The 13,846-nt window shown below is 63.5% G+C and carries 13 protein-coding genes; 3 read left to right on the forward strand and 10 right to left on the reverse strand.

The window, feature by feature from the left end; all coding sequences use genetic code 11:
• Positions 1-38: 38 nt before the first annotated feature.
• Positions 39-1,322 carry a PucR family transcriptional regulator gene (locus O4220_RS24920; protein WP_269608238.1) on the reverse strand — a complete coding sequence of 428 codons (1,284 nt, stop codon included), beginning with the start codon at positions 1,320-1,322 and terminating at the stop codon, positions 39-41.
• Between the two features lie 94 nt (positions 1,323-1,416).
• On the opposite strand from O4220_RS24920, the gene O4220_RS24925 reads away from it, so the two are divergent.
• Positions 1,417-2,907: a class I adenylate-forming enzyme family protein gene (locus O4220_RS24925; protein WP_269608239.1), complete on the forward strand. Its 1,491-nt coding sequence runs from the start codon at positions 1,417-1,419 to the stop codon at positions 2,905-2,907.
• 45 nt (positions 2,908-2,952) lie between these two features.
• On the opposite strand, the gene O4220_RS24930 is transcribed toward O4220_RS24925, so the two are convergent.
• The 5 genes from O4220_RS24930 to O4220_RS24950 form a co-directional block, all read right to left on the reverse strand.
• A complete protein-coding gene (locus O4220_RS24930) occupies positions 2,953-3,231 on the reverse strand; it encodes a hypothetical protein (RefSeq protein ID WP_332112879.1) in 279 nt (92 codons plus the stop codon).
• Positions 3,232-3,569: 338 nt separating this feature from the next.
• On the reverse strand, positions 3,570-4,352 hold the full coding sequence (locus O4220_RS24935; RefSeq protein ID WP_269608240.1) for an SDR family NAD(P)-dependent oxidoreductase: 783 nt from the start codon (positions 4,350-4,352) through the stop codon (positions 3,570-3,572).
• Between the two features lie 11 nt (positions 4,353-4,363).
• Positions 4,364-5,695 carry an MFS transporter gene (locus tag O4220_RS24940; protein ID WP_094616014.1) on the reverse strand — a complete coding sequence of 444 codons (1,332 nt, stop codon included), beginning with the start codon at positions 5,693-5,695 and terminating at the stop codon, positions 4,364-4,366.
• 24 nt (positions 5,696-5,719) lie between these two features.
• Complete coding sequence (locus tag O4220_RS24945; protein WP_269608241.1) at positions 5,720-7,159, reverse strand: FAD-dependent oxidoreductase; 1,440 nt, start codon at positions 7,157-7,159, stop codon at positions 5,720-5,722.
• Positions 7,152-7,976, reverse strand: a complete 825-nt coding sequence (locus tag O4220_RS24950; protein ID WP_269608242.1) for an SDR family NAD(P)-dependent oxidoreductase — start codon at positions 7,974-7,976, stop codon at positions 7,152-7,154. The genes O4220_RS24945 and O4220_RS24950 overlap by 8 nt, the downstream gene beginning before the upstream one ends.
• A gap of 217 nt (positions 7,977-8,193) precedes the next feature.
• On the opposite strand from O4220_RS24950, the gene O4220_RS24955 reads away from it, so the two are divergent.
• Positions 8,194-8,856 (forward strand): IclR family transcriptional regulator, encoded by a 663-nt coding sequence (locus O4220_RS24955; RefSeq protein ID WP_269608288.1) that lies wholly within the window; start codon positions 8,194-8,196, stop codon positions 8,854-8,856.
• 18 nt (positions 8,857-8,874) lie between these two features.
• Here O4220_RS24955 and O4220_RS24960 read toward each other — a convergent pair whose 3' ends face one another.
• Together O4220_RS24960 and O4220_RS24965 are read right to left on the reverse strand one after the other, a co-directional pair.
• A complete protein-coding gene (locus tag O4220_RS24960) occupies positions 8,875-9,294 on the reverse strand; it encodes a nuclear transport factor 2 family protein (protein ID WP_269608243.1) in 420 nt (139 codons plus the stop codon).
• 157 nt (positions 9,295-9,451) lie between these two features.
• Positions 9,452-9,757, reverse strand: coding sequence for a Dabb family protein (locus O4220_RS24965; protein WP_269608244.1), 306 nt, complete (start codon positions 9,755-9,757; stop codon positions 9,452-9,454).
• A 117-nt stretch (positions 9,758-9,874) separates the two neighbouring features.
• Between O4220_RS24965 and O4220_RS24970 the strand changes: the two genes are divergently transcribed.
• Positions 9,875-11,251 carry a cytochrome P450 gene (locus O4220_RS24970; protein ID WP_269608245.1) on the forward strand — a complete coding sequence of 459 codons (1,377 nt, stop codon included), beginning with the start codon at positions 9,875-9,877 and terminating at the stop codon, positions 11,249-11,251.
• Here the strand turns inward: O4220_RS24970 and O4220_RS24975 are convergent.
• Complete coding sequence (locus O4220_RS24975; RefSeq protein ID WP_269608246.1) at positions 11,230-12,579, reverse strand: MFS transporter; 1,350 nt, start codon at positions 12,577-12,579, stop codon at positions 11,230-11,232. The genes O4220_RS24970 and O4220_RS24975 overlap by 22 nt on opposite strands.
• Entirely contained in the window at positions 12,576-13,802 is a 1,227-nt protein-coding gene (locus O4220_RS24980; protein WP_269608247.1) for a M20 metallopeptidase family protein, read from the reverse strand. Before O4220_RS24980 ends, O4220_RS24975 begins: the two co-directional genes overlap by 4 nt.
• Positions 13,803-13,846: the final 44 nt, after the last annotated feature.

The raw sequence follows: 13,846 nt of genomic DNA on the forward strand, positions 1-13,846 counted from the left end.
TCACGTCGATATTTGTGACGCCGACACAAAACGCACTCTCAGGCGAGGATTCGAGCCCCGAGCCACTGACATGCGGTGAGGGCAACCTCGACGGCAAGTCGGTCGTCGGACAATGGCCGGGGGAGCAGCTTCTCGGCGTTGTCGACGCGGTAGCGAATCGAGTTCTTGTGCATCGTCATCACCGCAGCCGCGGCGGCCAGGCTCCGTTCGCACGCGAGATAGACCCGCAACGTGGTGCGCAGTCGTTCGGCATGTGCGGTGTCGGCGGCCAACTGCGGTCCCAGGACGGCCAGGACCCAGGCCTGCAGTGCCGACGGGTCGCGAGAGCACAGGTCCACCACGGCCAACCCGGGGTCGTCGTAGCGTTCGATCGTTCGGCCTCGGCCACCCAGAACCGCCACGTGATGGGCGCGCTGAGCCTGCCTGTGGGATGTTACGAACCCGGCCGCGTCGAGACCGATCGCCCCGGCCGCCAACAGGGGTGCGTCCTCGGTCCGCAGTCGAGTGTTGATGCGATCGAGAACGGCGGCAAGATCTGTGTCGTTCGATGGAATCTGAATCCATCCCCACGCGGTTGCGCCGTCGCGTCCGACCACCAGGGGAGGGGCTGGACTGTCCACGTCCGCCGCCAGAGCGCGAATGGTGGTGGTGAACCTGCGCATCCGGTCGCCGCGAACGGCGGACTCGCCGACCCAGGCCACGACGGCCAGGTGTCGTCCGCGCAGTCGATACCCGGTGACTCGCTCGACGACATCCGTCGACCCCTTGCCGTTCAGGAGATCGAGCACCGCATCGAGTCGAGCATTCTCGCGATCCGCCAGCCAGGACTCTCGTTCGGTCTCGTACACCGCGACCACCCGTTGCGAGATCCAGTCGATGTAGTCGAACACCGAATCGACGATCACGCGGTGGGCTTCCATCCGGACCGGGTCGGGCGCGTCCAACGACATCGAGGTCTCGAACGCTCGATCGAGCAGAAATTGCTGTCCGAGTCGATAGGCGCGAACGAGGGCATTGACCGGCACGCCCCACTGAGCCAGGCGGCGAGCGTATTCGATGGCCGCCGCGGGCGGCTCGAATCCGGCACCGCCGATGTCGTGCTGCAGGGCGTGCAGGATCGTGTCGACATTGCCCTCGATACTCGATCCCAGCAGATCGATCAGCGAAGGTTCGTTGTTCAGTTCCGTGATTCGCGACGCGAGTGTCGTGCGCATCTGTGCCACGACATCTGCAAGCCGGGCATTGAGGTGCGCGGCAACCGCGGCCACGTGAGTGCGCACCGCCTGGGCAGAGGCAGGCGAGATGTCGGCAGGTATCGGCACGGGTGTTCCTTTACGTTTCGGGCTACAAATAATCCGCGGGTTTTGTGCTGCTGGACCGAAGTCTTTCGAATGGGCAATCCGTAACCTACGTCACATGCTGCCAATTCTCGACGCCTCCTCGCCGGTTCTGCAGTCCATGTACCGCCGCATCGACAACGACCCCGACGGCGCGTGCCTGTCCGACGACTCCACTCGGTTGAGCAATGCCGAGTTCGGGCTCGAAGTCGACGCGGTTGCTGCCGAACTCGTCGACGCGGGGCTGGGAGCGGGTGATGTGGTCGCAGTCTTGCTCCCGAATCGCATCGACATCATCACCACGATGTTCGCAGCATGGGTGCTGGGAGCAACGTTGACTCCTGTCAATCCCGCACTCACCGACGACGAGGTGCGCTATCAGCTCGAGGACTCGACCGCCCGCGTGCTCGTCGGTAGCGAGCGAGCCTGCACTCTCGAACGTGCACAGGGTATTTCGTTCATCGACGTGGATTCCTGTGACCGTCGTCCGCGGACGCCGCAGTTGGACGGCATGCATCGTGGAACAGGGCCTGTCGACAGCTCGGCACCTGCCTTGATCGTCTACACCTCGGGAACGACGGGGCGGCCGAAAGGCTGTGTGCTGACTCATCGCAACGTCGACCGGATGAGTGCCGCGATCGTGACGGCCTGCGAATTGACCGATGCCGATACGAGCCTGTTGGTGCTCCCACTCTTTCACTGCAACGGACTCGTTGTCGGCTCGGTCGCTCCGCTGCGAGCAGGCGGACGTGTGCACATCGCGCCTCGTTTCTCGCCGGACACGTTCTGGGACAACGTGGAGACTGTCCGGCCCACTTACTTCTCAGCGGTACCCACCATGTACTCGTTGTTGGCGGACCGCGGCTCGACCGACCGCGACATCTCGTCGCTTCGATTCGTGATCTGTGGAGCAGCGCCCATGCCTGCCGGCCTCATCGCGTCGTTCGAGTCGATCTTCGGCGTGCCCGTCGTCGAAGGGTACGGCCTGTCCGAATGCACTGTGGCGGCAACGATCAACCCGCCGAACGGGATTCGAAAGCCGGGCACTGTCGGTATCGCGCTGCCCGGTATCGACATTGCGATCGATACACCCGACGGTCCGAGCCCCCTTCCTGGCCGGACCGGTGAAGTGTTGGTGAGCGGAGAGACGGTCATGCAGGGATACCTGGGACTGCCGGACGTGACCGCGAAGACCGTTCGAGAGGGGTGGCTGCACACCGGCGATATCGGAGTTCTCGACGAAGACGGCTATCTCGTGTTGGTGGATCGGCTCAAGGACATGATCATTCGCGGCGGCGAGAACATCGCACCGAGCGAAATCGAACACGTCCTGCAATCGCATCCCGACGTCCTGGAAGTGGCTGTCGTCGGCGAGGCGCATCCGATCTACGGTGAGGTGCCGGTCGCGCACGTCGTTGCACGAGCCGGTCGCAGTATCTCGGTCGACGAGCTGAACGCGCACTGCGCGCAGAGCCTGGCCAAGTTCAAGAGGCCGACCCGGACGGTCGTCCACGACGCCCTACCGAAGAACTCCGTCGGAAAGATTGTGAAGAAGGAGCTCGGCGCGTAGTCCGATCCGGCCTGCTCCGTCGCTACCGGCTCGGGACGGTCGCGGTCACATTGACGATGCCGCGAAGGTCAGAAACACGATGAACAATCCGAGGCCACCGAGCGCCGCACCGATCACTGCCTCCCGACCGTTGGACGCGTCGCCCTCGACCGCGCGGCCGAGACCGATCCAGCCACTGATCACAGCGACGATTCCGGCCGGGATGGTCACGAAGTCTCCGACGAACGGCACGAATGCGCAGATCACAGCCACGATGCCCGCCACCAACGCCAGGCTCCCAGCGCCGTCGCGGAACATCGACTGGGAAGCGGACTTACGTTTCACCGAGTCTCCCATCGAGTGCAGCGCGGACGCGCCGGTCGAACCTGTCGGCGCGGGTGGACGATGATGCCGGCTCCATAGTAGATACCCAACGGATCTTGGCGTCGGCAACGTGTCACCTGTTGTTTCGGGCCCTACGTGCGAATACCGGGTCGGCTTGGGAACGGCGGGAGGTGATCCAAGACCGGTCGAGCACGTTTTCGGCAGTGGTGCGGAGCGACTCGTCGAACACGACTACTCGATCGGCTATCCGCCACCCGTGTCCCGTCCCTCGAAGCGGTCCACAGCCCGGGCGTATCGATTCAGCACCTCGGTGATCTCCACTCGGTCGTCACTCGACATCAGCAACCAGCTTTCAACTCGTTGGTGATGCGGTGGTAGATCCCGCCGGAGGTCAGGCCACCGTCGACGACAATTTCTGTGCCGGTGATGTACCGCGATGAATCCGACAGCAGGAACGTGACCGATTCTGCGATTTCCTCGGCGTCGGCGACGCGCCCCGCGGGTACCGATTGCAGGCTTGTCTCCACGAAAGCCGTTGAGCCGGAGTGCAGTAACGGTGTGTCGACCAGGCCGGGATGGATCGAATTGACTCGAACTCCGTACTCGGCGAATTCGAGTGCTCCTACCTTCGACAGGCCACGCACTCCCCATTTGCTGGCGCCGTATCCTGCCGCGAAGTAGCCGAGCATTCCGGCGATGGACGACACGTTGACGATCGAACCACCACCATCCCGTTTGAGAAGTGGCGCACAAGCTTTCATTCCATAGAACACCGCGCTCAGATTGATGTTCATGACGCGGTGCCAGTCGTCGACGGTAGTGTCCTCGATGCCCGCTCGGTGACTGACACCGGCGTTGTTCACCAGTCCGTCGAGGTCACCATCCGATGACTCGATGGATTTCACCAGTTCCGTCCACGAGTCCGGTGCGGTGACATCGAGCTGGTAGAACTCTGCTCGACCGCCGGAATCGAGAATGTTCTTCACCACCGCTTCGCCTGTGGCCGTCGAGATATCGGTGACCCACACCTTGGCTCCCCGGGCCGCCAGCATCTCCGATTCGACTCGGCCCATGCCGCTGCCTGCGCCGGTCACCACGATCGTCTTGTTCTCGAAGTTCATGCGAGAGCCTCTCACTCTGTTTTCAGTTCGGTCCCCTTCGTCTCGGTCACGAAGAAGACCGTGGCGAAGGTGATGACGGCGCAGAAGACGAAGTACCCGGCGGGTGCGAGCGGATTTCCGGTGAGTGAGATCAGGTACGTGGCGATGAAAGGTGCTGTGCCACCGAGCAACATGTTGGTGGTGTTGTTGCCCAGGGCCAGGCCTGTGTACCGTACCGAGGTCTTGAGCATTTCCACGTAGGTCACGTACGAGGCACCGTTGACGACGGACACCGCGATGAACAACACCGACTGCCCGACGACGGCCTGCCACAGCGTGCCGCCGGCCATCATCATGAACATCGGGACACCGAGAACGATGGCCGCGAAGCTACCCGCGAACAGGACGGGCTTCCGCCCGTATCTGTCGGCCATGTAGCCCGAAACAGGCAGGGTGATCACTCCCAGAACCAACGCGAGCGAGGTCGACAGAAATGCTGCTTGCGAGGTCTGGCCACCCTCGGTCCTGAGGTACGTGGCGGCGTAGACCGATGCGATGTAGTAGCCGCCGGTGATGAGCGCACCGAGCAGGATGATCTTCACAACGCTGCCGCCCGAGGTGCTCAGTAGCTCAGAGATGGGGAGCTTCTTGGTCTCTCCCTTGTCCTCGAGCTCCTTGAACTCCGGGGTGTCGTCGAGACGGTTCCTGATCCAGATGCCGACGCCGCCGATCACGAGGCTGAGTAGGAACGGGATTCGCCAGGCCCAGGAGAGGATCTGTTCGTCGGTGAACACGGAGTTCAGTGCCAGTGCGCACAGCGAGGCGAGCAACGATCCGATATAGGTTCCGGTGTTGACCATCGACGTCTGGGTCGCACGCCACCGCGTCGGCGCGGACTCGGAGACGAACGCGTTTGCCCCTCCGAGCTCACCACCCGCAGCGAATCCCTGTAGGCATCTGCACAGGACGAGAACCGAGGTGGCCCACACTCCCAGAGTGACGTATGTCGGGAGCAATCCGATTCCGGCGGTGGCGACCACCATCAGCAGGATGGTCCAGGACAGCGCGTTCTTTCGGCCGTACTTGTCGCCTATGTGTCCGAAGAAGATTCCGCCCGGAACGCGCAGAAAGAAGGCAACGGCGAACGCCGCGAACGTGCCGAGAAGGGCTGCCGTCGGATCGTCGGACACGAAGAACAGCGCGGCGATGGTGGTGGCCATGTAGCCGTAGATGCCGAAGTCGTAGTACTCGACGACGGTTCCGACGACAGCGGCCCGGATCACTGTCAGGGGAGATTGTTTCGGGTTCGTGCTGGGGGCTCGTGCATCCGACTCGGGCTGCACGGCGCGATCGTTCGTAGTCATCGGTGTCCTCGAGGTCGGGGGTGGTCAGGCCGTCAGTGGCTGTGCATCGACGGTGTGAAGGGCGGCGTTTCGACCGGCAATCCGGCCCATGGTGAGTGCATTGGCGACAGCGTTACCGCCCCCGACGTACCGCTGCCCGAGAACTCCCGCCCCTGCCTCGCCTGCAGCGAACAGGCCGGGTACGCGGGTGCCGCGTGTTGTCAGCACGGCGGAATCGGAGTCGATCTCCAAACCCGCATGCGTGCACACCAATTCGGCGGGGAGCATTCGTGCGGCATAGAAGGGGGCGGTCTCGACGGGTTCTGGATTCGACGTACTGCCCTTGTTGGCGAGTGTCCGATGGCGCAGAAAGTCGGGGTCCTCGCCGTGGGGCAGATGTGCGTTCCATCGCTCGACCGTGGAATCGAGGGCCGCGGCGGGCACCGCCATGAGTTCGGCCAGCTCCGCGAGGGAGGATGCGCGAAGTGTCCGGCCGGCGTCTGCCTCGTCCTCGATACGATCGGGTGCCCAATCGGCATATCCCGCAGGCAGATTCAGTCGAGCGTCGTCGTCGAAGATCATCCAGGCGGAGCCACCCTGACCGTCGATGATTCCGGTCGAGACCGCGTACGATGCGTCCTCGTCCATGAATCGACGTCCCGCGGCGTTTACGTGAATACGTGATTTCGGGGGAAATCCCGACTGCCAGTGGTGGTAGCGCTGAAAGTAGACGGTGGGCAGCATGAGCCCCCACCCGTGACCTGCGATGGACGCGTCCACCGACGGCGCGTAGCGAAGGTGGTCACCTCGGCTGCCCTCGGCAGCGACGACGAAGAGAGCGGAGCCGGCCCGATTGGCAGCTGGAAAATGAATATCGATCAGCTCGGGATCTCGAGCGAAACCACCCGAGGCCACGACGACTGCCACAGAACGGAGTTCGACATCATCGGCAACGACTCCCACGACCCGATCGTTCTCGGTGAGTAGCGCTTGCACACGAGTATCGAGAACGACCTCGATTCCGTGCCTGCGGCGTGCGGCGTCCAGAACCTGGACGAGGCCGTACCCCTGATCCTTCGGAACGTGACCCCTCCAGACGTCCTCGACGCCCGCCTGGCTGAGGCCCGGCTGATGTGCGTTGCCGGAAGTTTGTGCGGGGATGTCCAATCCGAGTTCGATCAGCCACTCCAGAGTCGGTCCTGCCTGCTCGCAGAAGGTTCTTATCAGGCCGGGCTTGAGCATCCACTGATTGAGATCCATGTAGTGCTGGAAGTACTTCTCTGCGCTGTCGTCGATTCCGAGGGCGCGTTGCACGCTTGTCGCTGCAGCGGTGAACAATCCGGCCGACAGTGCCGTCGATCCACCCAGTTCCTTGCGCGCCTCGAAAAGAATGACGGACGCACCGTTCTCGGCTGCAGTGACTGCCGCGGCAAGCCCTGCGCCGCCACCGCCGATGACGATGACGTCGTAGTCGGTGTCAGACATGTCGCGACCCGCCGTCCACCGCAATGCTGTGGCCGGTGACGTAGCGTGCGCTGTCCGACAGTAGGAACAGGAGCGGCCCGAAGACTTCTTCCGGTGCGCCTAGTCGATGCAGGGGAACGGAATCGAGTGCCTTGGCCAGCGCTTCGGGATCTTCCTGTACCCACCGAGTCATCTCGGTGTCGATGTAGCCGGGTGCAATGGAGTTGACGCGAATGCCCACATCTCCGAACTCGACGGCGAGGGATTCCGTCAGGTGGGCAACGGCCGCTTTGGACGTGCAGTAGGCACCGCGGCCCTTACGGACGCGAAGCGCCGATACCGAGGACATATTGACGATCGCGCCGCCTTCGCGCATATGGCGACCTGCTGCTTGCGAACCGAACAGAACGCCTTCGACGTTCACGCTGAGCGTGGCACCTATCTGCTCGGGTGTGATGTCCGCGGCGTACGCGAACGGGAAGATCCCCGCGTTGTTGATCCAGAAGTCGATCCGCCCGAATTCGGCCAGCGCAGTTCGGGCGAGAGCCTCGTGATCATCGGCGACGGTGACGTCGGCTCGAGCGCCGATGATCGTTCCGGGCTGCTCGACCAGCGAGTCGGTGGCCAGCTCCGTGTTGAGTTGCTCCGCAGTTTCCTTCATTCGAGCGTCGTTGATGTCGGCACCGACGACATGTACGCCGCGCGCCGCAAGTCCCTTGGCGAACACCGATCCCATTCCCTGAGCGGCCCCGGTGACGACAGCAACCTTGCCTGCTAGTTCGGGGTAGACCGCAGTCATCGTGCGAGCGACGACGCGTCCTGGATTGGGGTTGTTCATGGCGTTCTCCTCGTGCGAAAGATCGTGATCGGGCCTGCGAAGCGGTCCGAGGGGACAGCTTGCGGCGATTCAGCTTGTGTGCGATAATCGCACGCAGTGTGCGATTCACGTCGAACTGTAGGTGGTCCACCTCACACTCGTCAATAGGGGGCGCTTCATGACCGACGCCGATCCACGCCGTATGGACGGCAGTCACTCCGTGGCCATCGATTCTGGGATGTCCAAAACGCTGCACCACGGCCTCGCCGTGCTCGAGCTACTGGCCGAACATCCGAATGGCTTGTCGATCACCGAGATCGCCGACGGAATCGGTGTGCACCGCACCGTCGCGCACCGGCTGGTTCGCACGCTCGAGGCTCATCATCTGTGCCGGCGAGACGATTTCAAGCGCATTTCGCTCGGGGCCGGGCTGGTGGCGCTCGCCGAACCCGTCGAGCAAGATTTGCGAACCGTGGCGCGCCCCGTTCTCGAAGAACTGGCGGATCAGCTGGGAGCGACCGTCCATCTCGTCGTTCGCGAGAATTCAACGGAAGTACGGGCTTTGATGGTTGTCGAGCCACGAGGCGCGAAGGTGCACGTTGCGTTCCGTGGGGGGCAGGTCGATCCGATCGACCGAGGATCTGCAGGCCTGGCAATGCTCGCGTCCTTGCCCCCGGCGGATGGGGAACGTGCAGAAGTGACGAGGGCGCGACGCGTCGGATATACGGTCACCCACGGTGAAGTGATTCCATCGGTCGGTGGAGTGTCCGCCGTGGTCCCGGGTCGCCGCGGAGACGCCATGGCGAGTGTGGGTGCGTCGGTGTTCGAGATCGACGACGAAGAGGAACTCGGTGCGGCCGTCGTCGCTGCGGCGGCGCGGTTGGGGCGTCTGCTTCGTTAGCCGGTGGTTGGGGTCGTGTCAGGCGTCGTCGCGAGACACGGTCCTGCGTTGGATGCGCCACCGATCGTCCACTCGTACAACATGATCCCGGACCGACGTGAATCGGACGAGCCGGGTCTCGCCGCCACGCGGTGTTGCCACGATCTGGAGGTAGCAGTCGACTGTCAGTTCGTCGACGCTCACGAGATCGACGGCAATGTTCGTGATGACGTGCCGACGCCTCTCGTTCGCGTCGGCCGCGCTGTCGAAGAAGCGTCGGGCGAAGGCGGTCAGCTGGTCGCTACCGACCTGGGGTTCGGGGTAACTGGGCGAATCGAAGACGCCGTCTGCGGTGAATGTCTCTGCCCATTTCGTCGCGCGTCCGGAATCGATTGCGTGGCTTTGCCTGCCGTACAGGAGTTGAACCTCGGCAAAGGTTCCCGCGTCTGGATCGGGCATCGGCATCTCCTTCGGTGCGCTATTCGCACGGATGGTGCGTATCGGTGCGACGTTACGTTTCGGTCCGTTCGGCCGTCGAGTCAGGGGTGCCCTCACGCGGTGGCCTTCTCTGAGATCTCGATTGCCGCGGGAGTTGCATTTCCGGATGCTCGAAAGCTCACATCTCGAACTGCACTCGAGCAATGTGGTCACAGACCTCGGCAATTCGGGCACGGTGAACATTGTGTTCGGCGTCGAGGTCGTAGACGCGGTAGCTGTCGGCGTCGAGCCAGTCGTTGGTGATCGCGAAGCTCCAACTGCCCTCGCGCACTCCGAGATCGATGCCGCTGTGGTGCATGAGCAGGCCGGGCAGGTTCAACGCCGCGATTCCGGCGAGACCGTCTCGAAGTTGTGCTGCATCTGCATCGGCCTGCTCGGAATCGGTCGAGGCGCGGAGGCGTCCGACAACCACGTTGCGAATCATAGTTTCCAGTATCGTCGAAATACTCCCTCCGATCCTCCTTGCGTCGCTCGATCCGCGATTAAGCTGGCTGGAGCAGCAGAGGGGCAGCCGGAGTGATTGTCGAGGAGCCGTGATGACGTGAGCTCGGTGTTCGCGCAGCGCTCCAGTTACATTCGGCAGGGGATCGACTTCGAGGGTGGGGTGCTGCCGCTGTCGGCGGAATTCAGGGTCTCAGGGGCCATCGAACACAAGTTGACCCGTGATCATCTTTTCATCGGCGACGGCGCCTCGGATTTCATCGGCACGTGGCGGGGCAGTCGCGTGCAGCTGTATGCGCTCTCCCGGCGGGCAATCGACGCGGTGGTCAATCCCAGGGTCGCGGGCGTTCACATCGACCGTGATACTGCCGCGCGTCATTCGTTCGGACAGCTGAGCCCCGAGGCCGTCACCTTCGCGTCGTCGAAGCGAGCCGATTTCAAGGAACGCAAGAGAAACCTGGTCGTGGCGACCGGTTCGAGCGACGCGCTCGAGGTCACCGTGCGTGCGCTGGATCGCCATCTACCGGTCGGGTCCGGGGAAATCGGTCTCGACCTGCGTCCGGTCGTGACGGTCTGTGTACGGGAGGCAGTGGCCGAGGCCGTGTGGGGTGAGGCGGCGTTCGCGCCGGTCCGGTACGTCGACCGAGAGGGACGCGAGTGCAGTCTCCCGTTCGCGGAGGCGCTGTACGAGAACTTTCTGCGGTTGCGGAAGTTCGCGAACACCTACGCGATGAGGGTCGAGCCGAGGCTGCAGCACCTGCCGTTGACGCGCGAGCAACGCCTGATGCGTGCGAACACACGCGCGCTGCAGCAGCATATGCTGCAGATGTCGGCTCACCCACCGGATTCGACCGTCGCAGGTCACCTCGCGCGCCTGCACAGTGATTCCGGGTTCTCCACAGGCGTCATCCGCGACGACACTGCGACCTCGTTCGTGGCCGCCGTGGATACCACCCGTACCGCGGTGCTCGCGACCTTGAAACATGTACTGGCACCGAGGAATTCGACGTGGAAGGGCCGGGTGGGTGAGGTTGCCCCGGAACTCGCGAGCGCATCGGCGGTGGTGCGGGCGTGTGTGATGGAGGCGCTGAGGGTCGACACACCAGGTTCGGTCTTCAACGGCCGGGTCACGGAGGATTTCGATCTGAAGTTCGGCGACCGGGTGGTGCGGCTTCATCGAAACACGCTGATAATGCCGAACATTCATGCCGTTCATGCCCTGAGCGGGCCGACGTTCGATCCTGCGCGGCTACTGAACGCGCATGGGGCAGTAGTCGATTCCACCAAGGTGATGCCATTCGGCAAGGGTCCGAGGTCTTGCCCGGGGAAGTCGTTCGCGGTGTCGATGATCGCCGTTTTCGTCGCCGCGTTCCTGCGTGCGTACCCGGACGCTCACCTCGACCCGACGCAGTACGACAACCGCTACCCGATCCATACGTCCTCCGAACACGGCCTCTACATCGCACTTCGTACCTGACGGGTCGCCGATGTCGGTTCGGACGCAGTCAAGTCCCGTTTTCCCGTCTCGGGGATGGTGATCAGGGCGGTGATGGACACGGCCAGCAACGCTAGTGTGTACCACTGGAACAGCTCCGGCGAACCGCGATCGGCGAAGAACGTCTGCACGTATGCGGCGGTCCCACCGAAGGCTGCGACGGCAATCGAGTACGGCACACCCACGCCGGCTGCTCGCATACCCGTGGGAAACAACTCGGCCATCATTGCGGGCATAACGGCGAGGATCGCTCCGATGGCGCACAGGGCGATGGACATGGCGAGGAACAATGACACTGCGGTCGAGCCGACGAGTGCTTCCAGCGGGAACAACAACACCGCGATACCGATAGTTCCGATGTAGAGCACCGGCTTTCGGCCGATTCGGTCCGAGATCGCACCCCACACGGGGAGAGACGCGACCAACACGATGTTGGCCCCCACACCTGCCCACAAAGCGCCCGACGGATCGATTCCGCGGACAGCAATCGCGTAGGCCGGTGCCGATACGGCCCAGACGTAATAGAAGACCGTGCCGCCGACACTGAAGAACAGCACCTGCAAGATCTGCCGGCGATGGGTCGAAAACTGCTCGCGCATCGAAACCTCGGCCTGTGGGTCGCCGGACTTCTCGAACACCTCGGTTTCGGCCATCCGAGAGCGCATCCACAGGACGAACAACCCGAGCACTCCGCCCAACAGGAACGGCAGGCGCCAGCCCCAATCCGTCATCTGCTCACTGCTCAACCCGGTCGTCAGCACGGCGCCCATCAGCGTTCCCGCCACGACTCCGGACGTATTGGATACGTAGATGACACTCGACCACAGGCCCCGCCTGGACGGAGGAGCGTATTCGATGATGTACGTCTGGGCCGAGGGCAGCTCGCCGCCGTGCGCTACTCCCTGAGCCAGCCGAGCCACCACCAGAACGACGGCGGCAGCTGCGCCGATCGTCTGATGCGTCGGAGTCAGGCCGATGACGAGGCTACCCACCGACGCCAAGGCGACAGCGAGCGTCATCGACAACTTCCGGCCGCGCCGGTCGGACAACCAGCCGAACAGCAGACCTCCGAACGGACGCGCGAGGAAACCTACGGCGAAAACGCCGAAGGATGCCAGTAGGTCCGACACGGCGGAGCCGGTGTGAAAGAACTGCGGCGCGAAGAAGGCCGCAAAGATCGCGTAGACAGTCCAGTCGAAGTACTCGATACCGTTGCCGGCACCGACTCCCACAATGGCTTTGAACTTCTCCCGACGTTCGCGTCGTCGGGTTGGATCGGACGTGAACGAGGTGGTTGCGCTGTCGGTCATCGGGCATCACTTTCGGGTGAAGGGGCGTGGTCGAGTCGAGCGATGGCCAGGCCGGCATAGACGGTCGCGGCGTCGGCGAGCACGGAGTCGTCGAATTCGGCTCGCGGGGAATGGTTCATGGGAGCGGCTGCAGGATCGTTGTCGGGCATACACGCGCCGAGCCCGATGAAAGCCCCGGGCACTTCCTGCAACACGTACGAGAAGTCCTCCGAGCCCGAAAGGGGATGTGCCGCAGTCTCGTAGCGGTCCTCGCCGAGTAGATTCGCGACGGTCGCCGCTCCGAAACCCGTCTCGTCGATGTCGTTGACGGTCATCGGGAATTCGGCCGTCACCTCGATGTCGACGCCGACGCGATGAGCGGCTGCAATACCGTCCAGAACGCGCCGCAGCGCCGTGGGCACTGCGTCGTAGGTGCGCGCCGAGTAGCACCGCACCGTGGCCTCGAAGGTTGCATCGTCGGGAATGATGTTGTGCCGCATACCAGCCCGCACGCGTGCGACCGTGACCACGACGGGGTCGAAGACATCGAACGTCCGGGTCACCATCGTCTGCATCGAGGTGATCATCTCGGCCATCGCGGTTACTGGGTCACGTGCGGTGGAGGGCGACGACCCGTGGCCGCCTTCGCCTCGCACGGTGACAGAGAGCTTGTAGGACGCGGCGAGCAGTGTCCCGGGGCGAGAGAAGAACGTTCCGTTGCGTTGTTGCGAGGAAAAGACGTGCAGTCCGTAGGCGGCGTCGGCTCGCCGGCCCGATGCGTCGAGCACGCCCTCGTCGATCATCCTGGCGGCACCGTCCCAGCCTTCCTCGCCGGGTTGGAACATCAGCACGACGTCTCCTGCGAGGTGGTCCCGATGCCTCGACAGCAACTGCGCCGCGCCGACCAGTGCGGCGGTGTGGAGGTCGTGACCGCATCCGTGCATCGCGCCGTTCTGTGCGGCGAAGTCGAGGCCGGTCTGTTCGACGACCGGCAATGCATCCATGTCTGCGCGGAGCAGCACGGTGGATGCCGCAGTTCCGGTAACGCCCGTGCCGCGCAGGACGGCGGTCACCGAGGTGGTGGCCTTACCGGTGTGAATTTCGAGTGGAAGCCCGGCCAGGGCGTCGAGCACCACGTCCTGCGTGCGAGGCAGGTCGAGGCCGACTTCGGGAATGCGGTGGAGGGAGCGTCTGAGCTGCACCAGATCGCCTGTCATGGCGTTGGCGTCGTCGAGGAGGTTCATTGCGCACCTTTGTGTCGGCGGTCTTGTTCGGGTCAGACTGTGTC

Origin of the sequence: Rhodococcus ruber (assembly GCF_027270735.1) — a bacterium.
GTDB classification, from domain to species: domain Bacteria; phylum Actinomycetota; class Actinomycetes; order Mycobacteriales; family Mycobacteriaceae; genus Rhodococcoides; species Rhodococcoides rubrum_A.

Excerpts from the sequence above, each read along its gene's own strand:
- O4220_RS24925 (WP_269608239.1), top strand. The coding sequence starts at position 1,417 with ATGCTGCCAATTCTCGACGCCTCCTCGCCGGTTCTGCAGTCCATGTAC.
- O4220_RS24935 (WP_269608240.1), bottom strand. The coding sequence starts at position 4,352 with ATGAACTTCGAGAACAAGACGATCGTGGTGACCGGCGCAGGCAGCGGC.
- O4220_RS24940 (WP_094616014.1), bottom strand. The coding sequence starts at position 5,695 with ATGACTACGAACGATCGCGCCGTGCAGCCCGAGTCGGATGCACGAGCC.
- O4220_RS24945 (WP_269608241.1), bottom strand. The coding sequence starts at position 7,159 with ATGTCTGACACCGACTACGACGTCATCGTCATCGGCGGTGGCGGCGCA.
- O4220_RS24950 (WP_269608242.1), bottom strand. The coding sequence starts at position 7,976 with ATGAACAACCCCAATCCAGGACGCGTCGTCGCTCGCACGATGACTGCG.
- O4220_RS24955 (WP_269608288.1), top strand. The coding sequence starts at position 8,194 with ATGTCCAAAACGCTGCACCACGGCCTCGCCGTGCTCGAGCTACTGGCC.
- O4220_RS24960 (WP_269608243.1), bottom strand. The coding sequence starts at position 9,294 with ATGCCCGATCCAGACGCGGGAACCTTTGCCGAGGTTCAACTCCTGTAC.
- O4220_RS24965 (WP_269608244.1), bottom strand. The coding sequence starts at position 9,757 with ATGATTCGCAACGTGGTTGTCGGACGCCTCCGCGCCTCGACCGATTCC.
- O4220_RS24975 (WP_269608246.1), bottom strand. The coding sequence starts at position 12,579 with ATGACCGACAGCGCAACCACCTCGTTCACGTCCGATCCAACCCGACGA.
- O4220_RS24980 (WP_269608247.1), bottom strand. The coding sequence starts at position 13,802 with ATGAACCTCCTCGACGACGCCAACGCCATGACAGGCGATCTGGTGCAG.